This window comes from Poseidonibacter antarcticus (assembly GCF_003667345.1).
Taxonomy (GTDB): domain Bacteria; phylum Campylobacterota; class Campylobacteria; order Campylobacterales; family Arcobacteraceae; genus Poseidonibacter; species Poseidonibacter antarcticus.
In genome coordinates, this window is the sequence record NZ_RCWF01000006.1 from 156,941 (window position 1) to 182,889 (window position 25,949).

At 27.1% G+C, this 25,949-nt stretch carries 25 protein-coding genes and 6 tRNA genes; 18 read left to right on the forward strand and 13 right to left on the reverse strand.

Annotation, left to right across the window (positions count from 1 at the left end):
- Positions 1–63: 63 nt before the first annotated feature.
- Positions 64–729: an amino acid ABC transporter permease gene (locus D9T19_RS09140; RefSeq protein WP_121627935.1), complete on the reverse strand. Its 666-nt coding sequence runs from the start codon at positions 727–729 to the stop codon at positions 64–66.
- A 135-nt stretch (positions 730–864) separates the two neighbouring features.
- Positions 865–1,683, reverse strand: coding sequence for a transporter substrate-binding domain-containing protein (locus D9T19_RS09145; protein ID WP_121627936.1), 819 nt, complete (start codon positions 1,681–1,683; stop codon positions 865–867).
- Between the two features lie 295 nt (positions 1,684–1,978).
- On the opposite strand from D9T19_RS09145, the gene D9T19_RS09150 reads away from it, so the two are divergent.
- Together D9T19_RS09150 and D9T19_RS09155 are read left to right on the forward strand one after the other, a co-directional pair.
- Complete coding sequence (locus tag D9T19_RS09150; protein ID WP_121627961.1) at positions 1,979–3,175, forward strand: NifS family cysteine desulfurase; 1,197 nt, start codon at positions 1,979–1,981, stop codon at positions 3,173–3,175.
- Positions 3,176–3,203: 28 nt separating this feature from the next.
- The gene (locus D9T19_RS09155) at positions 3,204–4,184 is read left to right on the forward strand and encodes an iron-sulfur cluster assembly scaffold protein (RefSeq protein WP_121627937.1); all 981 of its coding nucleotides are present in this window, start codon (positions 3,204–3,206) and stop codon (positions 4,182–4,184) included.
- A 57-nt stretch (positions 4,185–4,241) separates the two neighbouring features.
- Here the strand turns inward: D9T19_RS09155 and D9T19_RS09160 are convergent, their stop codons facing one another.
- Genes D9T19_RS09160 through tlyA form a run of 7 tightly spaced genes read right to left on the reverse strand, consistent with a single transcriptional unit; the run spans position 4,242 to position 10,240 of the window.
- Positions 4,242–5,042, reverse strand: coding sequence for a YihY family inner membrane protein (locus D9T19_RS09160; protein WP_121627938.1), 801 nt, complete (start codon positions 5,040–5,042; stop codon positions 4,242–4,244).
- Between the two features lie 7 nt (positions 5,043–5,049).
- The gene (locus D9T19_RS09165; protein ID WP_121627939.1) at positions 5,050–6,435 is read right to left on the reverse strand and encodes an FAD-linked oxidase C-terminal domain-containing protein; all 1,386 of its coding nucleotides are present in this window, start codon (positions 6,433–6,435) and stop codon (positions 5,050–5,052) included.
- Entirely contained in the window at positions 6,435–7,424 is a 990-nt protein-coding gene (locus D9T19_RS09170) for a plasminogen-binding N-terminal domain-containing protein (RefSeq protein WP_121627940.1), read from the reverse strand. The genes D9T19_RS09165 and D9T19_RS09170 overlap by 1 nt, the downstream gene beginning before the upstream one ends.
- A gap of 12 nt (positions 7,425–7,436) precedes the next feature.
- Positions 7,437–7,943, reverse strand: a complete 507-nt coding sequence (gene bcp / locus D9T19_RS09175) for a thioredoxin-dependent thiol peroxidase (RefSeq protein ID WP_121627941.1) — start codon at positions 7,941–7,943, stop codon at positions 7,437–7,439.
- Between the two features lie 20 nt (positions 7,944–7,963).
- Entirely contained in the window at positions 7,964–8,671 is a 708-nt protein-coding gene (gene cmoA / locus D9T19_RS09180; RefSeq protein ID WP_121627942.1) for a carboxy-S-adenosyl-L-methionine synthase CmoA, read from the reverse strand.
- A gap of 44 nt (positions 8,672–8,715) precedes the next feature.
- Positions 8,716–9,561 (reverse strand): bifunctional riboflavin kinase/FAD synthetase, encoded by an 846-nt coding sequence (locus tag D9T19_RS09185; protein WP_121627962.1) that lies wholly within the window; start codon positions 9,559–9,561, stop codon positions 8,716–8,718.
- The gene (tlyA, locus tag D9T19_RS09190; RefSeq protein WP_121627943.1) at positions 9,530–10,240 is read right to left on the reverse strand and encodes a 23S rRNA (cytidine-2'-O)-methyltransferase TlyA; all 711 of its coding nucleotides are present in this window, start codon (positions 10,238–10,240) and stop codon (positions 9,530–9,532) included. Before tlyA ends, D9T19_RS09185 begins: the two co-directional genes overlap by 32 nt.
- Before the next feature lie 13 nt (positions 10,241–10,253).
- On the opposite strand from tlyA, the gene D9T19_RS09195 reads away from it, so the two are divergent.
- Positions 10,254–10,829, forward strand: a complete 576-nt coding sequence (locus D9T19_RS09195) for a YigZ family protein (protein WP_121627944.1) — start codon at positions 10,254–10,256, stop codon at positions 10,827–10,829.
- Positions 10,830–11,099: 270 nt separating this feature from the next.
- The gene (locus D9T19_RS09200; RefSeq protein ID WP_121627945.1) at positions 11,100–13,073 is read left to right on the forward strand and encodes a secretin GspD/PilQ domain-containing protein; all 1,974 of its coding nucleotides are present in this window, start codon (positions 11,100–11,102) and stop codon (positions 13,071–13,073) included.
- A gap of 80 nt (positions 13,074–13,153) precedes the next feature.
- On the opposite strand, the gene D9T19_RS09205 is transcribed toward D9T19_RS09200, so the two are convergent.
- From D9T19_RS09205 to murA, 3 genes are all read right to left on the reverse strand, one after another.
- Positions 13,154–13,768 (reverse strand): HNH endonuclease, encoded by a 615-nt coding sequence (locus tag D9T19_RS09205; RefSeq protein ID WP_121627946.1) that lies wholly within the window; start codon positions 13,766–13,768, stop codon positions 13,154–13,156.
- A gap of 17 nt (positions 13,769–13,785) precedes the next feature.
- Positions 13,786–14,874: a DUF5644 domain-containing protein gene (locus D9T19_RS09210; protein WP_121627947.1), complete on the reverse strand. Its 1,089-nt coding sequence runs from the start codon at positions 14,872–14,874 to the stop codon at positions 13,786–13,788.
- A 101-nt stretch (positions 14,875–14,975) separates the two neighbouring features.
- Positions 14,976–16,241 (reverse strand): UDP-N-acetylglucosamine 1-carboxyvinyltransferase, encoded by a 1,266-nt coding sequence (gene murA / locus D9T19_RS09215; RefSeq protein WP_121627948.1) that lies wholly within the window; start codon positions 16,239–16,241, stop codon positions 14,976–14,978.
- A 137-nt stretch (positions 16,242–16,378) separates the two neighbouring features.
- Here murA and D9T19_RS09220 point away from each other — a divergent pair, with 137 nt between their 5' ends.
- The 8 genes from D9T19_RS09220 (at position 16,379) to pyrF (ending at position 23,590) form a co-directional block, all read left to right on the forward strand.
- The gene (locus tag D9T19_RS09220; protein WP_121627949.1) at positions 16,379–17,263 is read left to right on the forward strand and encodes a DMT family transporter; all 885 of its coding nucleotides are present in this window, start codon (positions 16,379–16,381) and stop codon (positions 17,261–17,263) included.
- 12 nt (positions 17,264–17,275) lie between these two features.
- Positions 17,276–19,012: an FMN-binding glutamate synthase family protein gene (locus D9T19_RS09225; protein WP_121627950.1), complete on the forward strand. Its 1,737-nt coding sequence runs from the start codon at positions 17,276–17,278 to the stop codon at positions 19,010–19,012.
- Positions 18,999–19,376 carry a DUF6394 family protein gene (locus D9T19_RS09230; RefSeq protein ID WP_121627951.1) on the forward strand — a complete coding sequence of 126 codons (378 nt, stop codon included), beginning with the start codon at positions 18,999–19,001 and terminating at the stop codon, positions 19,374–19,376. Before D9T19_RS09225 ends, D9T19_RS09230 begins: the two co-directional genes overlap by 14 nt.
- A 14-nt stretch (positions 19,377–19,390) precedes the next feature.
- Positions 19,391–21,082: a potassium channel family protein gene (locus tag D9T19_RS09235; RefSeq protein WP_121627952.1), complete on the forward strand. Its 1,692-nt coding sequence runs from the start codon at positions 19,391–19,393 to the stop codon at positions 21,080–21,082.
- Positions 21,079–21,879, forward strand: a complete 801-nt coding sequence (kdsA, locus tag D9T19_RS09240; protein WP_121627953.1) for a 3-deoxy-8-phosphooctulonate synthase — start codon at positions 21,079–21,081, stop codon at positions 21,877–21,879. The genes D9T19_RS09235 and kdsA overlap by 4 nt, the downstream gene beginning before the upstream one ends.
- 141 nt (positions 21,880–22,020) lie before the next feature.
- Positions 22,021–22,491, forward strand: coding sequence for a 6,7-dimethyl-8-ribityllumazine synthase (gene ribH, locus D9T19_RS09245; protein WP_121627954.1), 471 nt, complete (start codon positions 22,021–22,023; stop codon positions 22,489–22,491).
- Between the two features lies 1 nt (position 22,492).
- The gene (gene nusB / locus D9T19_RS09250; protein ID WP_121627955.1) at positions 22,493–22,888 is read left to right on the forward strand and encodes a transcription antitermination factor NusB; all 396 of its coding nucleotides are present in this window, start codon (positions 22,493–22,495) and stop codon (positions 22,886–22,888) included.
- Between the two features lie 3 nt (positions 22,889–22,891).
- Positions 22,892–23,590: an orotidine-5'-phosphate decarboxylase gene (gene pyrF, locus D9T19_RS09255; protein ID WP_121627956.1), complete on the forward strand. Its 699-nt coding sequence runs from the start codon at positions 22,892–22,894 to the stop codon at positions 23,588–23,590.
- Positions 23,591–23,603: 13 nt separating this feature from the next.
- Here the strand turns inward: pyrF and D9T19_RS09260 are convergent, their stop codons facing one another.
- A complete protein-coding gene (locus tag D9T19_RS09260) occupies positions 23,604–25,076 on the reverse strand; it encodes a sensor domain-containing diguanylate cyclase (RefSeq protein WP_121627957.1) in 1,473 nt (490 codons plus the stop codon).
- Positions 25,077–25,248: 172 nt separating this feature from the next.
- Between D9T19_RS09260 and D9T19_RS09265 the strand changes: the two genes are divergently transcribed.
- The 6 genes from D9T19_RS09265 to D9T19_RS09290 all read left to right on the forward strand — a co-directional run bounded on the left by D9T19_RS09265 (position 25,249) and on the right by D9T19_RS09290 (position 25,837).
- A tRNA-Ser gene (locus D9T19_RS09265) sits at positions 25,249–25,339 on the forward strand.
- A 15-nt stretch (positions 25,340–25,354) separates the two neighbouring features.
- Positions 25,355–25,431: transfer RNA gene (locus tag D9T19_RS09270), tRNA-Ile, on the forward strand.
- A gap of 13 nt (positions 25,432–25,444) precedes the next feature.
- Positions 25,445–25,521, forward strand: a tRNA-Gly gene (locus D9T19_RS09275).
- Between the two features lie 57 nt (positions 25,522–25,578).
- Positions 25,579–25,655, forward strand: a tRNA-Gly gene (locus tag D9T19_RS09280).
- A gap of 15 nt (positions 25,656–25,670) precedes the next feature.
- A tRNA-Met gene (locus tag D9T19_RS09285) sits at positions 25,671–25,747 on the forward strand.
- 13 nt (positions 25,748–25,760) lie between these two features.
- A tRNA-Met gene (locus tag D9T19_RS09290) sits at positions 25,761–25,837 on the forward strand.
- Positions 25,838–25,949: the final 112 nt, after the last annotated feature.

The following is a 25,949-nucleotide window of genomic DNA, read 5'->3' on the forward strand; positions in this document are numbered from 1 at the left end:
TTGTCTTAATTGGAATATAACAGTAAATTAATTAAATAAAACTTAAATAGGATATAAATACTCCTATTTAATGTTTTTTTCTAATCTACTCGTATAATAAGAAATAGGGTAGGTTAACATTAAGTACCCAATCGCCAATGGAATATAACTTTCCAATGTTGAGTATGTTATCGCATCTACTTCTTGTGCGTTCATTGTAAATTCAGAGATTGCAATAATTGATAAAAGAGATGAATCTTTTATAATTGAGGCAAACTGACCAGTTAATGAAGGTAACATTCTTTTAAAAGCTTGTGGAAATATAATATATCTATATATTTGATAATTAGTCATTCCTAAGCTTAAACCTGTTTCAAATTGCTCTTTTTCAATTGATTGAAGAGCTGCTCTAATAATTTCAGATACATAAGCAGCTGAAAAAATCGCAAGTATAAATGTTCCGACTATATATCTGTTTTCAAAACCTAAGTTATTGGCAAATACATAGAAGAATATTAAAATTTGAACAAGTAGCGGTGTACCTCTTATTATTTCAATATAAAATCTTGAAAAAAATCTCAAAATTATAAGTTTTGAATTTTGTGCATAAGCAAAAAATAAACCAATTACAAAACTTAAAATTAATGCAAAGAATGATATTACTATTGTCATAATAAAACCATTAATAAACTTCTGTTTATATTCATATACATGTGACCAATTAAAATCATAAGAGATATTTGAAAACATAATATAAACAGGAGTGATTACAATAACACATAAAAAAATGAGATTAAAAAGATATGCTCCCTTTGAAAGGGAGTTATCTTTTTTATAACTTAATTCATTAATAAAGAGATTTTTTAATTTAAAGATAAGTACGTCCTAAAAGAAAAATGGTATTTTCAATTCATCAAATGTAGCTTTCGCAGCACTTAAATGTGTTTTTGCGAAAGTAGCAAATGTACCATCTGCTTTTGCTTTTTTAATAAATTCATCAACTTGTGCTCTTAATTGTACATTTTTTTTATTTAAAGCAACCCCCCAATGTTCAGGATTTTCTTGAAAAGGTTTCAAAAGTGCAATAGTTGTATCTTTATGTTGCGCATAATTTTTATAAATTGTTAGTTGATCATATAAAAAACCATCAGCTTTACCTTGAACAACTTCTAATACACAAGTATTTTCTTTATCAAATACTAAAATCTCCGCATTTTTTAGATTTTTTGTTGCATAAATATGTCCTGTTGAACCTTTTTTAACCGCAATTTTTTTACCAGCTTGATTTAATTCATCAATATTAGTAACCGCTGAATCTTTATTTGCTAAAATTGCTAAAGATGTTTGAGCATAAGGAATTGAAAAATTAATTGACTTTTTTCTTTCATCAGTAATTGTCATTGATGAAATAATTAAGTCAATTTTACCTGTTTTTAAAGATGGAATTAATCCACTCCACGCTGTATTTTCAATTACAACTTCTCTACCTAGGTATTTTCCTAAAGCTTTTGCAAAATCAACTGATACACCTTGTGGATTTCCTTCTTTATCACTCATTTCAAATGGAGGATATGCTAATTCCATCCCAACAGTTAATACTTTTTTAGCAGGTTCTTTTTCTACTTTTGTTTCTTGTTTCTTGTCACACGCAGTTATGAATAATGATACTAATGTAATCATTAAAACAGAAAGAATTTTTTTCATGTTAAGTTGCCTTTAATTATTATTTTATATATTATCTCATACTAAACTTAACATCACTTTATTAGATTAAATAGTATATTAATTTTTAATTTTGTAACTTATAATATGTCTATATTTTTATAAAAATTTGACTATAATCATACAAGAGTTTAAAAATTAATTATTGTTATTTTATGTTACTTCTAGGAATAAGAATTAAGGGAATTTTTAATTAAGACAATTCTTATCCTATTTACACTAAAATACGGAATAAATATAATAAATAAATACAAAATTAATAGGAATATAGAATATGATGGAAGTTTATTTAGATAATAACGCAACTACCGTAGTAGATCCAAAAGCTTACGAAGAAATGAAACCATTTTTTTGTGATATTTATGGAAACCCTAACTCATTACATAAATTTGGAGCAGGTACTCATCCTAAAATGGTTGAAGCTTTAGATTTCTTATATGAAGGAATAAATGCAGCAGATGAAGATGATATTATCGTTACTGCAAATGCAACTGAAAGTAATAATACTGTTATAAAAGGTATTTGGATAGATAAAATTTTAAATGGTAATAAAAATCATATTATTACAAGTGAAGTTGAGCATCCAACTATTACAGCTACATGTAAATTTTTAGAAACACAAGGTGTTTCGGTGACTTATTTACCTGTAAATGAGCAAGGTGTTTTAGAAGCATCACAAGTAAAAGAATTTATTAAAGATGAAACTGCATTAGTTAGTATTATGTGGGCAAATAATGAAACTGGAAAAATTTTCCCAATAAAAGAGATTGGACAAATTTGTAAAGAAGCAGGTGTTGCTTTTCATTCAGATGCGACTCAAGCAATTGGAAAAATTCCTGTTGATGTTCAAGACTGTAATTTAAACTATCTTTCTTTTTCAGCACATAAATTTCATGGACCAAAAGGTGTTGGTGGATTATATGTTAAAAAAGGTTCTGAAATAACTCCATTATTACATGGTGGTGAACAAATGGGTGGTAAAAGAGCTGGAACTGTTGATGTTGCATCAATGGTTGGAATGGGATGGGCTATGCATTTAGCTACTTCAACTATGGCTCTTGCTTATGAAAAAAATCATGTTAGTAAATTAAGAGATAAATTAGAAGATGCAATTTTAGAATTACCTGAAACAATTGTAATTGGTGGAAAAGATAATAGAACTCCAAATACAACGTTAATTTCAATTAGAGGTGTTGAAGGTGAATCTATGTTATGGGACTTAAATCAACAAGGTATTGGAGCTTCAACAGGAAGTGCTTGTGCTAGTGAAGATTTAGAAGCGAATCCAGTTATGAATGCATTTGGAAGTGATAGTGAATTAGCACATACAGGTGTTAGATTTTCATTAAGTAGATTTAATACAGAAGAACAAATTGATTATGCAATACAAGCTGTTAAAAATGCTGTTACAAGATTAAGAGCAATTTCAAGTTCGTATGCATACGCACCAAAATCACATCATTCTGGTTTATAATAAATAGAAATTAACAAAAGGAAGTTTAATGGCAAAAAACGATTTAATTAGTGGATCAATTTGGGATGAGTATTCAAACCAAGTTGTAAATCGAATGAATAACCCACAGCATCAAGGTGAAATCACTGAAGAGCGAGCAAAAGAATTAGGAACAAAATTAATTGTTGCTGATTTTGGTGCTGAATCATGTGGAGATGCGGTAAGATTATACTGGGCAGTAAATGAAAAAACGGATGAGATTGTTGAATCTAAATTCAAATCTTTTGGTTGTGGTACTGCAATTGCATCTTCTGATGTTATGGCTGAATTATGTGTTGGTAAAACTGTTGATGAAGCTGTTAAGATTACAAATATTGATGTTGAAAAAGCATTAAGAGATAATCCAGATACACCAGCTGTTCCACCTCAGAAAATGCACTGTTCAGTTATGGCATATGACGTAATTAAAAAAGCGGCATCTGAGTATAAAGGTGTGGATATGGAATCTTTTGAAAATGAAGTTATTGTATGTGAATGTGCAAGAGTTTCATTAGGAACGATTCAAGAAGTGATTAAACTTAATGATTTAAAAACTGTTGAGCAAATTACAGATTATACAAAAGCTGGTGCATTTTGTAAATCATGTATTAAGCCAGGTGGTCACGAAGATAAAGATATTTATTTAGTAGATATTTTAAAAGATACAAGAGCCTTAATGGAGGAAGAAAAAATGAAAGAAGCAGCAGATGCAAGTGAAAATGGAGAATTAACATTTGATAAAATGACTTTAGTTCAAAGAATCAAAAAAATTGATTCAGTTCTAGATGAAGATATTAGACCAATGTTAGTTATGGATGGTGGAAATATGGAGATTATTGATATTAAAGACAATATTCCTCATTACGACTTATATATTAGATACTTGGGTTCATGTTCAGGATGTTCGTCTGGGTCATCTGGAACATTATATGCAATCGAATCTGTATTACAACAAAAAATTGATGAAAACATTAGAGTTTTACCAATTTAGTAAATACAAAGAATGATTAAAAAGGCTTGTGCATTTTGCATAAGTCTTTTTTTATGCTTATTCTTTAATACCTTGATTATCTAAAGTCTCTAAATTAAGTTTATAACATATTTTTATACCATATAAATAAATTATCCATGAAATATAAATCCAAAGAAATGTAAATAATAATGTTGCAAGTGAACCATAAATTGTTGTATATGTTTTATTATAAATTACATAATAAATAAACAGGTTTTTCGTAATAGATAAAGCAATCAATGTAATAAAAGAAGAAAGTAATGCTGCTTTATTAGATATTTTAGTATTTACACTTATTTTAAATAGAGTGAAAAAAAGTATCCAACTAGAAATATATGAAATAAATAAATTAAATACTGTATTGTTGTAAAAAGACATTATTAGATTTATTATTATAAAAACTATAGGAATAAAAACTAAAAATATTGAGTAAAAAATAAAAGAAATATGAATTGATTTTCCTTTTACTTTATGTATTTTATTTACAATGTATTCATAATCTTTGAAAAACATTATAAACACAAAAAGCATATAAATAATTCCAATGGAACCTAGTTCACTTGAATTTGAGATATAGTTTTTTAATGAGTTTACAATTTCTTCTGAGTGTGTTGGATTTATCATATCAAAGATATATGAAGTGAAAACTTCAAGATAGCTATCAAACTCTTGAAAGTTTGATATTATTGCAATAAGTAATGCGATTATAGGAAGAATAGAAAATATAGTAAAAAAGCTTAATGATGCTGCATAATATGTCGTATCATCGTTAAAAAAAGAGTCTAAAATATTTAGCCCTTTTTTTAATAAACTTTTTTTACTATTATCTTCATTCATAATTTCATTATAATCCCATTTTACTTGGATTTAAAATATTTTTTGGATCAAAAGCTTTTTTAATACTTCTAAATAAATTCATTTCTGCTTCATTAAAAGCTATTGACATAAATGGAGCTTTAGAAGTACCAATACCATGCTCACCACTTAATGTTCCACCCATATCTACAACAAATTGGAAAATATCTTCAATAGCTTGGTGACCATCTGCCATTTCTTTTTCATTGTCTTTATCTTTAACCATTACATTAACATGGATATTTCCATCTCCTGCATGACCAAAACAAGGAACTTGGAATCCGTATTTTTCACCAATTGCATAAATTCCAGCTAGTGCTTCAGGAAGTTTTGATCTTGGAACTGAAATATCTTCATTTAGTTTTTTCGTTCCATAAATTGTAACAGCTGGTGATGCATTTCTTCTTGCAAACCAAAGTTTATTACCTTCTATTTCATCATTTGCAACAATAAAATCAGTAGAACCATTTTCTAAAAAAGACTCTTTTAATGTATCTAATTGAAAGCTTACTTCATCTTCTAGGTTTCCATCAACATCGCCAATTAAAATAGCTCCTGCATCTTCTGGTAAGTCTACATTTAATTTATCTCTTAATGCTTTAATTACAAGTGCATCTAGAAATTCCATTGCAACAGGATTTGCACCTTTTGCAAGAGATTTAAATACTGCATTCATCGCATTTTCAACACTTGGGAACATCCCCATATATGTTTTTTTATGTCTTGGTTTTGGAATAAGTTTTAGTGTAATTTCTGTTATTACTGCTAGTGTTCCTTCACTTGCTATCAAAATACCTGCTGTGTTATATCCAGCAACATCTTTAAGTGTTTTCTTACCTGCTTTAATAATGTCTCCATTTGGTAAAACAGCTCTTAATGCCATTACATAATCTTTTGTAATTCCATATTTGGCAGCTCTCATTCCTCCTGCATTTTCAGAAACATTTCCACCTAAAGTAGAATAGTTTTCACTAGCTGGATCTGGCGGATAAAATAAGCCAACTTCTTCAACTGCTTTTTGAAAATCCATATTTATAAGTCCTGGTTGAACAACTCCAACCATATTTTCCATATCAATTTCTAATAATTTATTCATATGTCTTTCAAGTGAAAGTGTAATACCACCATTTGCAGGTAAAGCACCACCTGTGAAACCAGAACCTGCTCCTCTTGGAACAATAACTATTTCATGTTCATTACAATATTTTAAGATTTCTGAAATTTCTTGTTCATTTCTTGGAAAAACAACTGCATCAGGCTCAAATCTTGTTTTTGTTGCATCATAACAATAAGCTATTAAATGAGCTTTATCACTTTTTATATTTTCTTTTCCAACTATATTTGTTATAAAATCTAAATGTTTTTGTTCAATCATTACTTTAATCCTAGTAATTGTTTATAATAGTCATCATATGATAAATCTTCTCTATTAGAAAATAGCTCTATATCAAAATTTGTAGTTTCTATTTCGCTTACTCTTGTATAAAATGGCATTTCACTTTTACTTGTATCATATGCTATTTTATAGCTTGTTAATATTTTAAAAGTTTTTGTATCTAATATATATACATTTTGATTGGCAACTATAAAAATAGTTCCTAAATTTTGATTTATAGCATACTTTTGAATATATTCTTTAGTTAAATAAGGCATATTATCAATTTTCAATTTTGTAGCAAAAATATCAGAATGTAAGAAATTATTATATTTAAAGTTTGATCTTATTGCTTGAAAAGTATTTAAATCAGGTGCAATTAATAATGATGCTGTATATAAATAATTTAAAACTAAAATATCATTTTTTTGTACTTTTCTTTTTGTAGTAGGAATTGCATTTTGTTCTAAATCATTAAATTTGAAATATTCAACAACCGATGAAGTTTCATTAGATTCTATTACTTTTGCATTTGCAACTATCATTCTTTTGTCATTATCATAAATATGAATAACAATACCGCTTTGACCAACAATTAAATTACCTATATCTATAGTAGTTTTATTATTTTTTATATTAGTTATTTTAACACCTCTAGCATTAAATGATAAGTGCTTTTTACTACTTGTTTGATTGGTATTTATTTGAGCTTGTACATTGTCATTACTTGTATTTATTTTATCATTACTTAAAAGATATTGATAACTTAGCTTATCTTTTGATGAATCTATTTTAATATCTAAAATATTCCATCCCATTTCTTGCATTTGTTTAATTGAATATTTACTTGCACACTCTCCACCATCTAAAGCAGTTGTTTCAATAGTTGAAGGAGAAGTCCAATCTTTTTTAAAACATACTGTAGTTTTTGCATTTGCAATTGTCATTGATAGTAATATTGTTATACTAATTAGTAAAAGTTTATTCATTCTATTTTCCTATTAATTTGATTGTAATTCTTGAAGTTTTTCTTTTACTTCATTTACATGTAAAATTTCAATTTTTTCACCTTTTACGGTTTTCTTTTTTCTTACACTTACTTTATCCCAAATAGCTGCTATTTTACCTTCTGGAGAAATTATGAAAGTGCTTCTTACTACTCCCATATATTCTTTACCCATAAATTTTTTAAGTTGCCATACACCATAATCTTCGCATATTTTTTTATTAGTATCAGCTAATAATGTAATTGATAAATCATGTTTTTCAATAAATTTCCTATGTTTACTTGTATCATCAGGAGAAACACCTAATATAACTGCATCTAAATCATCAAATTCTAAATGAGAACTTGTAAAGTCACAAGCTTCAGTAGTACAACCAGGTGTTAAATCTTTTGGATAAAAATATAATACTATCCATTTTCCATCTAAGTCTCTTGAACAAATTTCAACGTCATCTTGATTAGCTGCACAAAAATCTGGTGCTTTATTTCCTATTTCTAACATATAATTGTATCCTTCATATTTTATTTTATTGCAATAAATGTGGCAAAATTTACCCATTTGAAGACTGTTTCACAATGTGAAAATCCTGCATCTAATATCATCTTTTTATTTTCATCTTCTGTATATGGTATTAAAACGTTTTCTAATGCTTCTCTTTTTTGAGAAATCTCAAATTCTGAGTAGCCTTGAGTTTTCTTAAATTCATAGTATTCATCTATACTTTGTTTGTTTAATTTTGAATTTGATGATATTACTTTTTCACTAAATATAAAGATACCATCATCTTTTAGTGAATTAAAAACTTTTTTAACTAATTTTTCTCTTTGTAGGGGTCTAATAAATTGTAATGTATAGTTTGAAAGAATTAGTTTAGCGTTTGTGTAATCAACATCATGTAAATCAGAATTTATTAATTCTATATCAACGCCAAATGCTTTAGCTTTTTTTGAAGCTCTATTTAACATTGCAGTAGAATTATCTATTCCAATTAGTTCTAATTTCTTATCACAATGCTTACTTAATTCGATTAATGTTGAAGCTGTTGAGCAACCCAAATCATAAACTTTATCGTTTTCTTCTAGAAATTTACATGCAAAATTAATTGATAATCTTTGCATCTCTTTATAAAAAGGAACTGATCTGTTTAACATATCATCAAATACTGAAGCTACTTCTTCATCGAATTCAAATTGTTTTTTTATTGATTTTTCAAATACTTTATCTACCATAAGAATTATTTTATCTAAATGCTTATTAATAAGTATTTAGAGTATTATATATTATTTGTGAAATAGACTTTAGCGACATTAATATCAGATAAAATTTGCTTTTTTAATTCTTCAAATGATCCAAATTTTTCATTATCTCTTATCTTTTTATAAAATTTAATTGCAATTTCATAATCATCATTTTTAATATCTTTATCTAATATATGTGTTTCAATTGCATAAGAACCATCAGTTGTAGCTCTATGTCCTAAAAATGTGATTGAGTTATACTCTTTTTCATTTAATATTGTTTTTGTAATATATACTCCACTTTGTGGTAATAAAAAATCTTTTACTTTTAGATTTATTGTTGGTACAAAACTTTTTGAACCTAATCCTTGACCTTTTATTTGTGTTCCATAGATTTTATATTTTTTATTTAAAAATTTATTTGCACTTTCTAAATCACCTTTTGAAATATATTCTCTTATTATTCTTGAATGTACTGAAATATTATCAATTTTAAATTCATTTACTACAATAACTTCACCTTGGAATATTCCTTTTAATTGCTCAATACAATAGCCTCTATTCTTACCAAAACAAAAATCAAAACCTACAACAATTCTTTTTAGATTAGGATATTCTTCTTTTAAAAGGTCTATAAATTTATCACCACTTAAATGTTTTATATCTTTTAAAAGATAATAGTATATAGGATATTTTGAGTATTCTTGTCTGTACTTTTTAGGAGTTAAGGATGAAGAATCAGATTCAATTGATAAAATAGCTCCGTTTTCATCTAATTTTTTAAATAATTCTTGATGAGCAGAATGCATTCCATCAAAACCTCCAATTGCTATTGAAGTGATTGTACTTTTATTTACTAAAGTAGAAAAGTTCTTCTTCATTTCCATCTTTTCCTTGTAGTTTACTCATAGAACTATATTTTAATTCCCAATTTAATAGTTTTGTATAATCAATAAATTTATTTCTTGCTCGCACAATTGCTTTATTGTCTTTTACAACACCTTTTTTATCTCTTTTTACATTTGTTCCTACTTCAAATTGAGGTTTAAATAGGATAATAATATCTTTTTTAGATAATCTATTTATATCTTCTATAATATGTAAAATAGATATAAAAGAAACATCACAAGTAACTATTTCAAAAGCATCTTTACTTTGAAAAACTCTTATATCAGTATTTTCAAAAAAAGATATTCTTTTGTCATCTTTTACTCTTTCATGAAGTTGATTACTCCCAACATCAACACAAGTTACTGAGGAAACATTATTTTCAAGTAATATTTGCGTAAACCCACCAGTACTAGAACCAATATCTAGGCTATTTTTATTTTTTAAATCAAAGTGTTTTAATTCATCTAAAAAATATTTTAGTTTATATGCAGCGCGTGATACATAAAAATCATCTTCAAGGAGTTCAATCTTATGATTTTCCTCTACTTTAAAAGATGGTTTTGTTATAATTACGCCATCGCATTTGACTTTATTGGATTTTATTAATTCACTAGCCTTATTACGGCTTTGAATATTGAAGTTGGTGCTTAAGTATAAATCTAATCTCATGGGGGAATTATAGTTGAAATTTGTTCAAAAAGAGTTTAGCTACACTTACGAAGAAAAAAAATCAAAATTTATTGCTTTTTTAATGCCTTATAAAATGTTTAATGAAGTAATGACACAATTAAGAGATAAGCATCCAAAAGCTCGACATTTTGTATATGCATATCGATATCTAAATGAGTTTGATCAAGTTGTTGAAAATAGCAGTGATGATGGAGAGCCAAAAGGTACAAGTGGCAAACCAAGCCTTGCAGTATTAGCGGGAAATGAACTAATAAATACAGCAGTAATAATTATAAGATATTTTGGTGGTGTTAAACTTGGAACAGGCGGACTAGTTCGTGCTTATTCTGCAAGTGTAAATGAAGTTATAAATATAAGTGAATTTAAAGAATATAAAAAATTAGAAATAAAAACCCTAGAGTGTGAATATAGTGACTTTTCTCAACTAGAATATCTTTTAAATCAAGAAAATATAAATATAAAATCGAAAGATTTCTCTACAAAAGTTGTTTTAGATATTGAACTTACAGAAGAAGAATTTATTAATCTAGAAGCAAAACTTACAAGAAATATTAAACAAATCAATTAAATACTTTTAATAGTAAGCTTAATAATAAAAAGTGAAGAAACAAAAGTAAGATTGTTTGTATACAAATAAAAATAGTAAGCAAAATAATGATATAATAATAAAAATTATTTATAAGGTTTGTAATAATGAAATCTTCAAATTAGAAATAAGTTAGATTTTATAAGCATAAAATCTAATAAAATTTGTATGAAATATATATCAAAATAAAATATTTTGATGAGTTATATAAAGCTTATTATATACAAAATATCTAAATATTGGAGTTAAATTATGAAATTGATTAAAATTATTCTTTGTATATTAATATTAAATTTTTTATCTTTGGCAGATGAAAAAATAAATGTTAATTTTAAAGATTTAAAAATTATGGATTTAGTAAAAATAACATCTAAAATTATAGGGAAAAATATTTTACTGACTGAAGATATAAAAGGAAATGTGGATTTTATTTCAAGTAAACCTTTGAATAAAAAAAATTTAGTAAAAATATTGATTTATTCACTTGAAGCAAAAGGTTTTACTCTTATTCAAGGTGATGATATTATGAGAATAATAAAGCTAGAAGAAAGTGCAAAAAATAATGTACCTATAATAAATGAAAATAAAAATAACCTATATTATCAAATGTTTACGGAAATATTCCCAGTATATAATGCAAATGCGGATTATATAGCTTCAAAAATTGGACATCTTATTTCAAAAAATGCAAAATTAGTTACAAATAAAGAATCAAATAGTTTAATTATTACAGATTTTAAAGATAATATTAAAACTATAAAAAAAATTGTGGATATTATGACTAGTGGGGCTAAGAAAAATATAGAAATAATTGTGTTAGAAAATATAAAAGCATCAGATGCAAAGAAGAGTTTAGATGAGCTTTCTAAATCAATTTTTAATAATAAAATAGAAACTCAAAAAGTATCAATTATTGCTAATGCAAATAATAATTCATTAGTAATTGTAGGAAAAAATCAAAATATTAGATATTTAAAAAAATATATTAAAGATATTGATAGAAATGATTCTCTTGTAAAAAGAGTTGTTGAAGTTTTATCCTTAAAAAATATAGAAGCTAAAAATGTTATTAAAATAATTAATGGAATCATTGGAAAGAAAATATATTTAGATCCTAATTTAAAACCATTATCTTCAGTTGATGAAGAATCAAATTCAATTGTTTTAATGGGGCCTTCTGATGAAATTGATTATATTAAAGATTTAATTAATGAATTAGATAAAGATAAACTACAAGTTTATGTTGAAGCTAAAATTATTGAGGTTAGTGAAAATAGAACTAAAGATATTGGTATTAAATATGGATTAAGTGGAGGAATCTCAGGTAATGGAGGATTATTTTCCTTTGCATCAAATTTAGGTGGGAATTCTTTTGTATTAGATTCTTCGATATCTTCTATTATTGAAATGCCAACTAATTTAACTAAAGGTTTAGCTTTAGGCGCAACAATAAACCTATTAAAACAAAACCAAGCTATTGATATTGTTTCAGAACCTTCAATATTATGTATAAATAATAAGGAAAGTTCAATTTATGTTGGAGAAACAAAATCTTTTCAAACTTCTTCTATTGTTGATTCTACAAATCTAACCACTTCTTCAAACTCTTTTAAGAGAGAAGATGTTGGATTGACATTAAAAGTTAAACCTAGAATTTCAAATGAAAATAAAGTTACACTTGAAATAGAAGCAATTTTAGAAGATGCTAGAGAATTAAAAGAAGGACAAATTAATGCTGATACAACAAAGAAAGAAGTTAAAACTTCAGCTATTGTAACAAATGGTGAAGCAGTAATTATTGGTGGATTAATAAAAAATAAATCAGATATTCTTAATGATGATGTACCGTTTTTCAGTGATATTCCTTTATTTGGAAACTTATTTAAAAGTAGAAAAAAAGTTAATGATAAAATCAATTTAGTTGTAATAATTACTCCTTATATTATTCCTAAATCAAAAGACTTAACTTATATTAGAAATCAATTATCTCAACTTTCAAGATTAGAAGATAAATATACAAAAGAATTAGAATTTAGACTTAAGGAAAATAAGTTATTTCAAGATAAAGAAGATTTAAAAAGATTAAAAAGAAATAAAGAATTGGAAGAAGAAATAAAAACTTTTAAAAAAGAAAAAGATAACTATATTAATAAAGATAAAGAAATTAAAGAAATTGATACTAGAACAGAGCATGAGAAAAGAGTTGCCGAGATATTAGGATATTAAAAAATTATATGATACTGATGAAAAATCGTTATCATATTATATTTAAAAGTTCTAATATCTATTATATTAAAAAAATAGTCTTATCCTGCTACGTATTTCATTAGTGATTCATTTAATTGTAAGGATGCAATACCATTTTTAGGATTTTGAGAGTTTATTACTTTATTACAATCTGAACATAAAATGATAATATTTTCAAAGTTATAACCGCCACCTTTTGAAATATCTTTTGCAAAAGTAGTAAAAGTATCTTCAAGTCTTATTTTTGTACCACATCTATTACATTTATTCTCATCTCGTTGCCATGCAAGTTTTCGTCTTTCTTTCCAATCACTAGGAACTTTTGGATTTGAAAATGATTTTTCTTCATATCCAGTCCAATGTTTTTCTCTAGGTATATCTTTTTGAGTTTCTTTTTCATATTCATAGTAATAAAATTGATTGATTATATCTTCAACAATTAAAGTTTCTTTAATTCTTATATCTTTTTCATCTTTAGTTTTTTCAATAATAGAATAATCAAAAGACATCTTTGGATGATTTCTTTGCATATACTCTTTTAAATCTTTTATAAAAAGATCTAAATCACCTGTTTTATAAGAAAAAGAAAAAACTTTCCTTCTATAGATATAAAGTGGAATTAAACAAGCTATTAGCAAACTAGCTAAGATTATAAATGTTAAATCTAATTTCAATTTTTCTTACCTTTATCTTATACAATCTCAGGATTGATTTGATGTTTAACTAGCGTTTTCTTAGCGATTTTATGTTCACCACTTGCAAGTTTTTGTAATTCATTTATATGAATTATAGGTAAAATTACTTCTCTTCCTGAATATTTTTCTAATGCTTTCCTATTATAATCAAAAATATAGAAATCATCATCATTATCAACTAATAAAAAATCAGCATTATTATCAAAAGCATCTAATAATATTGTCGTAGCAACTTGATATGTAATATCTTGGTTTTTGTTAAATGTATTTTTTGCTAAATCTAATTTAAGAGTTTCTAAATTTAAGAATTTTGCTTTTAATTGATTTAGTAAAGAAGTAGTTTTTTCACATTTTTTTGATGAATAATAAGCAATGTTAAAATCATTAAAATCGTGTTTGATTTCATTTGTTTCTTCAAAATTCCCAAAATCAATAATCAAAGTATTATTAACTCTAAAGTTTTGTTTGTCATCTACTAACTTAAGTTTCTTTTGAATACTTATAATTTTATCTTCAATACATTTATCAAATTTATAGATTCTATTTTCTAAACTAGTATGAAATGAAGCTCCTGCTTCATGCTCTTTTAATATATTTAATATTTCATTTTCAATAGATTTATTAGCTAAAATTAAATCATATGCCAAAATTAAAACAGCATCTCCTACATAATCACTATTATGATTTAAAGTATTTGAAGCATAATAATATTGTTTTAAATCTAAGTAAGATTGTTTATCTTCATCAGAGATAAAGTCATTTAATATATTTAATTTTTTATTAAAATCATCATCATTAATAATTAAGTCATTTCCTGCTCTTCTAACAGAAATAGGCTCAATAGTTAAGTCTTTTCCAAACATATCAACTAATTCATTAATTGGTGTAGATGCTTTTAAATATAGTCCATTTACTACAAGATCAAAGTTCTCGTCATTTTCATATCCGAATGGTTTTTCATTATTAATAGTATTTAAAATATCTAATAGTGTTTTTTCAGATTGGATTTTTAAAAAATGTTTAGTGTAAAATGGTAAATAATCAGATTTTTTGTCGAATTTAAATAAAGAGATTTCTAGTTTCATTTTAATATTTCACCTTTTGTATAATTGTTATGATTTTATTTAATTTATACTTAAAAAAATGATAAGTCAAGTGTTTTTAACCTATCATTATAAAAGGTGTTCTATTCTGTAAACCTTTTTACATTTGCACCAATTTTTGTAAGCTTTCCTTCAAGGTCTTCGTATCCTCTATCAAGATGATAAATTCTATGAATATTTGTTTCACCTTTTGCAACAAGTGCTGCTAAAACTAAAGCAGATGAAGCTCTTAAATCAGTGGCCATTACATCAGTACCACACAATGTTCCACTTTTCCCATTTATTGTTGCTGTATTTCCATTTAGATGAATATCAGCACCAAGTCTTAATAATTCACTAACATGCATAAATCTATTTTCAAATAATCTTTCATCAATAGTACTTGTACCATTTGCTTGTGTTGCTAATGCCATAAATTGTGCTTGCATATCAGTTGGGAAACCTGGATATTCTGTAGTGAAAATATTTACAGGTTTAATTTCATCTGTAGGAAGTATAGTTACACTTGTTTCATCTTGTAAAACTTTAAAATTCATTTCTTCAAGTTTTGACGTAATTGCATCTAAGTGTAAAGGAATAACATTAGAAATTTTAACTTTTTGATTTGTAATAGCTGCTGCACACATATATGTACCTGCTTCAATTCTATCAGGAATTACATCAAAATCTTTTATTTCTAAAAGTTCTTTATTTGTACCAGTTATTTTTAATGTAGAAGTACCAATACCTTCAATTTTAACTCCAGAGCTTGCAATTACTTCACAAAGCTGAACAATTTCTGGTTCTTTTGCTGCATTGATAATTGTAGTTTCACCATTTGCTAAAGCTGCTGCCATAACAATATTTTCAGTTCCACCAACTGTTACTTTATCAAATACAATTTTTGCACCTTGCAATCCATTTGGTGCTGATGCTTCAATATATCCATGATTTATAATTATATTAGCACCCATTTGTTCTAATGCTTTTAAATGTAAATCTACAGGTCTTTGACCAATAGCACATCCACCTGGAAGTGAAACTTCACAATGTCCAAATCTTGCAAGAATTGGTCCTAAAACTAATATAGATGCTCTCATTGTTTTTACAATATCATATGTTGCAGTAGTTTTATCAAGTTTTATTGTTGATATATTTGCAGTGTGATCTTTTTTTGTAAAAGTTCCACCAAGTTTAGCAATAAGTTTTAAAAAAGTATTGATGTCAACTACATCGGGTAAGTTTCCCATTTTAATTTCATTTTTTGCTAAAATTGTACATGCAATTAAAGGTAATGCCGCATTTTTAGCTCCAGAAATACAAACTTCACCAGAAAGTTTGTTTTCTCCAAGAATTTTTAAATATTTCATTTTATTCCTACTATAAATATATTGTCGTTGTATATAAAGTATATATTTTAACCAAAGTATGCTTTAAAGAGTAAAATTAATAATCTTTTTTTAATATAGATACCAATACAATTGCGATTTTAATTTAGGAATAATAAATGGATAATCAAGTACTACAAGGTGCTAAATATATGTTATTTGCTTCTTTGTTATTTGCTTTTATGGGAGCTGTAGCAAAAGAATTAAGTGACTCAATGAGTTCAATCGAAGTTGTTTTTTTTAGAAATGTCTTTGGCGTTTTTTTAATTTTACTATCAATATATAGAAAACCTTTATCACAAGTTGGTGGAAGACCATCTCTTTTAATTTTCAGAGGAATGGCTGGTTTTATTGCCTTACTATTTTTCTTCTATAATATTTCACAAATACCTTTAGCAGAAGCTATGACTTTTTCAAAAACATCAACAATTTTTTCAGCTATTTTCGCATATTTATTTGTACAAGAAAAACTGGGAATTAGAGGATGGTTAGGTGTTTTTATAGGTTTTATTGGAATATTATTTATGACAGGTTTTGATGCGAATAATTTAGAAAAAACAGATTACTTAGGAATATTATGTGGTGTTGGTGCTGGATTAGCATATACATCTATTAGAGAGCTTCGAAAATTTTATGATTCAAGAGCTATTGTTTTATCATTTATGTTAATTGGAACAGTTGGACCTTTGATACTTCTGATTATTGGTACTTTTTATACAAATCATAATCTAGACTATTTATTTGCCTCTTTTGTTGTACCAACAGGTAATGATTGGTATTACATTGTTGCTTTAGGTATAACTGCTACATTTGCGCAAATTTATATGACAAAAGCGTATTCTTGTGCAAAAGCAGGAATTATTGGAACAATATCATATTCAAATATTGCATTTTCAATTATTTTAGGAATTATGTTAGGTGATAGTCTTCCTACAATATGGATTTCTTTTGGTATACTACTCATTGTTTTAAGTGGACTTTTAGTATCTAGTAAAAAGAGCTAAAAAAGGATTTATATGGAATTAGAACTTAGTACAGATTTTTGGATTTTATTTTGGATAATAATTTTTGCTTGGTATATACATGATAAATATGTTCAAAGAGATCATCAATTATTAGTAAATTATCCAATTATAGGAAGATTAAGATATGTTTTTGAGGAAGCTAGAGAACCTTTTAGACAATATTTTGGTGATGAAAAATTCTATGAATCAAAAGATAAATTAGACTGGGTTTACAAAGCTGCAAATGATGTACCAAATTATGCATCTTTTTCTCCTGCTCAACCTTTACCAAAGCCAAAATTTATGATAAGACATGCAAATATTGTATTAAATGAAGATGAAGTAGATCAAGAGTTTGAAGTTATATTTGGGGCTAATAGAAAAAACCCTTATATAAGTAAATCAATTATTGGAAGATCAGCTATGAGTGATGGATCTATCTCACCTGAAGGAACAAGAGCATTTGTAAGAGGTGCTAAAATGGGAGGTTTTGTTATTAACTCAGGTGAGGGTGGAGTAACATCTAACTTTTTTATTACTCATCAAAGTTATAAGCCTGAATATATGAAAATAGTTCATGGTAATATTTTTTCTAGAGCAGCAAAAGATATTATGCATTTCCTTTTTAATGGAGCATTAGCAGCAGATGTATATAGAAGTCTAGTTTTTGGTAAAGATAAAGAAGCGGAAACTTATGTATTTGATCTTAAATCTCAACTATTCCATAGAATAAATTGGGATGCTCCTTTAGAAAATTTTCCAAAAGATGTACCAGAAGATATGCCAGATATAATTTTTCAGATAAGTTCTGGACTTTACGGTGCAAGGGATAAAGAAGGAAAATTTGATCCAGATAGATATCAAAAAACGATGAAGTTTTGTAGAATGACTGAAATTAAAATGGCTCAAGGTGCAAAACAAACAGGTGGGAAATTAGCTGCACATAAAGTAACTCCAGCTATTGCGTATTATAGAAATGTAGAAGCTTATAAAGATGTATTCTCTCCAAATAGATTTCCTTATGCTAATACTTTAGAAGAATTATTTGATTTTATTGGAACATTACAAGAATTATCAGAAAAACCAGTTGGTGTAAAAATAGTAATTTCTGATATTGAAAATATTGAACCATACGCTGCTGAAATTAAGAGAAGAATAGATTTAGGTGATACTAGATATCCAGATTTCATCTCTTTAGATGGTGGTTCAGGAGGTAGTGCAACTGCTCCAATTGAAATGATGGAAAGAGTTGGATTAAATATAAGAGATTCAATTTATTTAGTAGATAAAGTATTAAGAAAATATGGCATAAGAGAAGAAGTTAAAATTATAGCAAGTGGTAAAGTTTTAACACCTGATGATGTTATTATTAATATGGCAATTGGTGCTGATTTTATTCAAATTGCACGTGGATTTATGATGAGTGCTGGATGTATTAGAGCGAGATATTGTTCTGGTACAACGGGTCATGTTTGTCCTATTGGTTTGGCAACTCAAGATAAGAAAAAAAGAAAAAAATATTTCGTTTATAAACAAGCTAAAAAAGTTAGAAATTATCATAACAACTTATTAAAAAGTGTTAAGGGAATGCTTGCTATTATGGGATTAAAAAATATAAATGAATTAAATAAACATAAAATACTTTTCCTAGATAAAGATTCAAGAGTACATGATAATATTGATAGTGTATTCGCAAGAAGACTTGATATTGGAAAAGATTTGGAGGATGAATATCATGAACTTAGATAAGGTAATATCTGGATTTTTTATTATTTTAGCAATGACAGTTAACTTTGGTTTTTTTTATGGAGATATGCACTCTTTAGAAGATCATAGTAAATATGAACTTTTTGCAGCTATTATTGTTAATCTTATTGCAACAACACTAAAACTTGGTGATAAAACACAAATGGGTTCAGTTTTATTAGCAACATCATTAGTTGCAGATATACAACTTTTTGCTGCTGCAATTATATGGACAGTAGCTACGTATGTTTATGTTATAGATGCTGAGGTTATAGGGGCGATTGTTTCATTATCAGGTGGTGCATTATTAGCAAATATTGTATCTGTTTTATTATATGTAGGAGATACACTTAAATCAAAACGATAAAATTAGGTAAAACATTGGAAAACAGTTCATTATTTATAATATTACAAAGAATGCGTATACCTTTCCTAGTAATTATTATAACATACACAATTTCAATCACAGGACTTATTTTAATAGAAGGTGTTAATCAAGATGGACAGCCTTATCACATGGGAATATTTGATGCCTTTTATTTTATCACATATACAGCTACAACTATAGGATTTGGTGAAACACCATTTGAGTTTACGTATTCTCAAAGAATATGGGTTAGTTTTTCTATTTATATAACTGTCCTTGGATGGTTTTACGGAATTGGGACTTTGGTCTCTCTTCTTCAAGATAAACTTTTTTTGCAAGAGATAGAAAGAGCAAGATTTCGTAGACAAATAAAGAATTTAAAAGAAAAGTTTATAATTATCTTAGGTTATAATCAAATTACAAGTGAAATTATTAAAAAAGCACTTGAAGATGGTATTAGAACTGTTGTAATTGAAAAAAATAGAAATAAAATAAATCATTTAATGTTAGAGAATTTTACTCCTACAATACCTGTTTTATATTCAGAAAATTATAATCTTAAGGCCTTAGAATTAGCTGGAATTAAAAAAAATCATTGTAAGGCAATAGTCTCTTTATTTGAAGATGATACTCTAAATTTAAAAATTGCATTAATTTCAAAATTATTAAATAAATATGTAAAAATAGCTGCTAAATCAACTACAATTAATCATACAGAAAATTTAAAAGATTTAAATGTTGAAATAATTGCAAATCCTTTTTCTATTATTTCTTCTGAAATTAATATGGCTTTAAGTGCTCCAAACTTATTTAAATTAGAAAAATGGCTTTATAAAATAGATGATTTAAATGCAACTCTTCCAACTTTCCCAAAGGGAAAATATATAATTTGTGGTTATGGAAGAATGGGAAAGAAAATTTATCAGAAATTAAGATCAAATAATATTGAAGCTGAACTAGTTGAAATTAATAAAAATTCAATTGGTGATTTATCCGAAGAAGAAATGTCTCATCTTACATTTGCAAATGCTGATGACAAAGAAATGCTTTTAGATATTGGGATTAAAGAATCTGTAGCCATAATAGCTGCAACAAATGATGATACCACAAATCTTTCAGTATTAGCAACTGCAAAGAAATTAAATCCCAAAATAATGACAATTATAAGAGAAAATGAAATGGAAGATTACTCCATTTTTGAAAATGCAAATATTGATCATATTTTTGTACCTTCTAAAATATTAATTAATAAAACTGCAAATGCATTAATAAATCCTCTTGCTGATAAATTTTTAAGAATAATTATAAAAAAGGATGAACAATGGGCTTCAAAACTTGTAAGAAGATTAGTTGAAGAGACAAACCATAATCCAAATATTTTTGAAATAGAAATAAATGAAAAAGAAACACCTCAAATATTTAATCATTTAGAAGAAGGAAATAGTTTACAATTAGATGTTATTGCAACATCTTTACATAATAAAGAACAGAGAAATAATGTGGTACCATTACTCTTAGAAAGGGAAGGGAATCCACTTTTACTTCCACTTTATGAACATAATTTAGAAATAGGTGATAAGCTTTTATTAGCATGTGATAATCATGCTAAAAATGATATAGAATATATTTGTCAAAATATAAATGAATTTCATTATGCATTGACAGGTGAAGAAAAACGAATAATTTTTAAAGGAAAAAACAAATGAAAATTTTAACAGGACCATGTGTTTTAGAAGATAGAGATACTGTAATGAGAATTGCAGAAAAATTAATACCATTAAGTGAAAATAAAAGAGTTGAATTTTATTTTAAAGCCTCATTTGATAAAGCAAATAGAACAAGTTTAGATTCATATAGAGGACCTGGATTAGAAGAGGGCTTAAAACTTTTCCAAGAAATAAAAGAACAATTTGGATACAAATTAGTAACAGATATTCACGAATCAACTCAAGCTGCACCAGCAGGTGAAGTATTAGATATTTTACAAATACCAGCATTTTTATGTAGACAAACTGATTTATTAGTTGCAGCTGCAAAGACAAATTGTATTATTAATATAAAAAAAGGTCAATTCTTAGCCGCAGGAAGTATGAAACATCCAGTTGACAAAGTGTTAAGAACTAGAGGAATTGATGAAGTTAATTATGAAAATTCTGATAAAAATGGTGTGTGGCTTTGTGAAAGAGGAAATGTCTTTGGATATGGTTCTTTAATAGTTGATATGAAAAATCTTATTGCTATGAGAGAGTTTGCACCAGTTATTTTTGACGCAACACACTCAGCACAAGTTCCAAGTACTGGAGGAACAACAGGTGGAAACTCTGCTATTGTTCCTTCTTTAGCAAAAGCAGCAGCAGCTGTTGGTGTTGATGGTTTCTTTTTTGAAACACATACAAACCCTGATATTGCTTTAAGTGATGGACCTAATATGGTTCAAGTAGATAAATTATATAAAGTTATTGATGATTTATTTGCTATTCAAGACGTTTTAAACTACAAATAAATAAAAGGGTGCTTTTACCCTTTTATAAACTATTAAAAACTCCATTTCCTTTAAACTAATCAAATTTTAGATATAATCGCAAAAAATAAATAAATATAATTGGGTAATTTTTTAAAATTACTAATTTTTTTGGAGAAACAAATGAATATTATTGAAGGTAACTTAAGATTAACAGGTAATGAAAAAATTGCAGTAATCAATGGTAGATTTAATCACATTATAACTGATAGATTAGTTGAAGGCGCACAAGATGCATTTAAAAGACATGGTGGGAATGAAGATAATTTAGATTTAATTTTAGTACCAGGTGCTTTTGAAATTCCTTTTGCTCTAGAAAAAGCATTAGCAAGTGGTAAATATGATGCAGTTTGTTGTGTTGGTGCTGTTATTCGTGGTGCAACTCCTCATTTTGATTACATTTCAGCAGAAGCTACAAAAGGTATTGCAACAGTTGCTTTAAAATACGGGAAACCTGTATCAAATGGTGTTTTAACAACAAATACAATTGAGCAATCAATTGAAAGAGCTGGTTCAAAAGTTGGAAACAAAGGTGCAGAAGCTATGGTTACAATTATTGAAATGTTAGACTTATATAAAGCGATGGATAAATAAATTGGCAACTAGAACACAAGCAAGAGAATCAGTAATCGGTCTTTTATACGCATATGATTTAGGTAATGAAGGTATTGTAAAATATGTTGACGATATTTTAGAAGATAAGAAAATTAGAAATAAACAAAAAGAGTTTGCATTAAATCTTTTTAATGGTGTTATTGATAATATTGAAGAAATTGATAAAGAGATTGTTTCTCACTTAAATCAAGGAACTCTAGCTGATATAGGTTCAGTTGAAAAATCAATTTTAAGACTTGCAATTTATGAAATTAAATATGAAGATCTTGAAAAAGCAATTATTATCAATGAAGCAATAGAATTATCTAAAAGATTAGCAAGTGATGGAGCTCCTAAGTTTATGAATGGACTTCTTGACAAAGTTTCAAAGGCTTAAAAAATGAGTAATGCAATGAAACTTTGCGTATCTTTAGATTTACCAAGTGCAAAAGAAAATCTTGCACTAGTAGAACAAATCAAAGATTTTGATGTTTGGTTAAAAGTAGGGTTTAGATCATATATAAGAGATGGAAAAAAGTTTTTAGAAGATATAAAAGCAATAAATCCAAAATTTAAAATATTTTTAGATCTAAAACTTTATGATATTCCAAATACAATGGCTGATGCAGCCCAAGAGATTGCAAACTTTGGTCTTGTTGATATGTGTAATGTCCATGCAAGTGCAGGAAAACGTGCAATGAGTGAAGTTATGAATAGAATTAAAGATATTCCAAATAAACCTCTTGTAATCGCTGTTACAGCCTTAACATCTTTTGATAATGATGAATTTAAAGCAGTATATAACGAAGATATAAATACAAAAGCAACTAAACTTGCAATTGATACTTTTGAATCAGGAGTTGATGGTGTAGTTTGTTCTGCTTACGAAAGCTTAGATATTAAAAATAATACTTCAAAGCAGTTTATTACTCTTTGTCCTGGTATAAGACCTTTTGGTGAGGATTCAGGTGATCAAAAAAGAGTAGCCAATCTTCCTTTTGCAAAAGAAAATTTAGTTGATTTTATAGTAGTAGGTCGTCCTATTTATAAATCTTCTAATCCAAAAGAAGTAGTAGAAAAAATATTAGCTAATATTTAAAGAAATAAGAAACCTAAGCTTTTATAGTTTGGTTTCTACCTTTTTCTTTTGCTTCATAAAGTAAAAGATCTGATCTATTTATAAAATCATCAATTGACTCATTTTTTATATATTCAGTACATCCAATACTTACAGTTATTTGAAAATCTATTTCTTTAATTTTTAAATTTCCAATTTCTTTTCTAATTCTTTCAGCAAGTATATATGCATCATCTATATTAGTATTGTATAGCAGAATTAAAAATTCTTCTCCTCCATATCTTGAGACAAGATCAGATTCTCTAACATTTTTACTTAGAACATTTGAGATTTGTTGTATTGCAATATCTCCTACTTGATGACCATATGTATCATTAACTCTTTTAAAGAAGTCAATATCAACTAATAGTAATGCTGTAGATTGATTATATCTATTTGCTATACTTAATTGTCTACTCATTTCTTTCATCATTGCACGTCTATTTAAAAGAGATGTTAAAAAATCTCTATTAGCTATTTCTTTGATTTTTTTTATTAACATTATTGTATGTGCTAATACACACACAATAATTAAACTAAATAATAAAAGCATTATCACAGGAAAAGTATTAGATAAAATGGTAATTATTACATCTTTTTTATTTTCAATATAGAGCAACTTTAAATTATCATCAAATAGATTTATAGAAAAAGTTTCCTTATTTCTTTTAAGTTTTTCATTTAATTTAAATATTTGATTACTTGCAATTATAGAATTATCTTTTTTAATTAAATATACCTTCCCTGGTAAATCAATTTTATTAAGCATTTTATTTAATATGTTAAGAGAAATATCAATTGATAAAACACCTTTAAATACATTGTCATAAAATATAGGTAAAGATAATGTTGTTAGATAACCTTTACCTGCTGCATCATTATATATTTTTGTTAATATTAACTTTTTTTTTGGATTATTTTTTGGAATTGCTTCTGTCCAAAACTCTTTTGTATAAAGATATTTTAAAAATTTCTTATCCCATACATTATTTGATGAAGCTATATATATAAAGTTTTTTACTGATGAATAATAAACCCATGGAATGCCATGTTTAGAGTTTAGAATAGTTCTAAATAATGGATTAAGATATAAAACTGAATTCAATTCTTGAATAGTATCTAAATCTATTTCATCAATAGAACCAATACCATTTAGTGTAAATTTTATGCTTTTATCATTACATACTATGTTATATATACCTATATCCTTCTTGTTTTTTATATTATTGAATAAAGGATGAATAAGATCTTGAATATTTAAATTACTTTCTAATGTATTTTTTAAAGATAAAATAAATGCTTTATTTATATAAAAGTATTCGTTTATATATTCAGATTGAGTCTTGATTTTATTTAATGTACTTGAACGAAGGCTAGCTTCCTCTTTTTGATAAATATATGTTAATCCTATAAAGAATATTATTAATAATAAGAGAAAAATATTATAAAGTTTGAATATGTTTTTCATAAGTAACCCTTTGTTTCTATAGTCTCATTATACTATGATTATGATTTAAAAATTGACTAAAATAAATTTTCTTAAAAATTTTTATAAAGAAGGAATAATTTTAAGTATAATTTAAGTGATATACTATTATAATTCCCATCCAAATTTCGTGGTAAACGAAACTTGAAAAGAAGGACAGTTGGGTGAGCTGGCTGAAACCACATCCCTGCTAAGGATGCGTACTGGCAACGGTACCGAGAGTTCGAATCTCTCACTGTCCGCCACTTTAGATTTAACCAGGGTTATTAGCTCAGCTGGTTAGAGCACTCGGCTCATAACCGAGTGGTCGGAGGTTCGAGTCCTCCATAACCCACCATTGTATAGTGTATGCGGGAATAGCTCAGTTGGCTAGAGCCTCTGCCTTCCAAGCAGATTGTCGCGAGTTCGAGTCTCGTTTCCCGCTCCATTATCTAAATAGAAGTAGTAATACTATTTAGACTCATTTTATATTACTAATTAGTGTGCGGGAATAGCTCAGTTGGCTAGAGCCTCTGCCTTCCAAGCAGATTGTCGCGAGTTCGAGTCTCGTTTCCCGCTCCACTTTATTTTAATTATCGCGGAATAGAGCAGCACGGTAGCTCGACGGGCTCATAACCCGTAGGTCGCTGGTTCAAATCCAGCTTCCGCAACCAATTAGCCATATACGTCAAGGTAGCTCAGCTGGCTAGAGCGCTGGTCTCATAAGCCGGAGGTCGAGAGTTCAAGTCTCTCTCTTGACACCATTAAAAAGTATACGATTGGTATAGCTTTTTAGAAATATTTTATTGTTGCTGGTGTAGCTCAGCTTGGCTAGAGCAGCTGATTTGTAATCAGCAGGTCGGGGGTTCAAGTCCC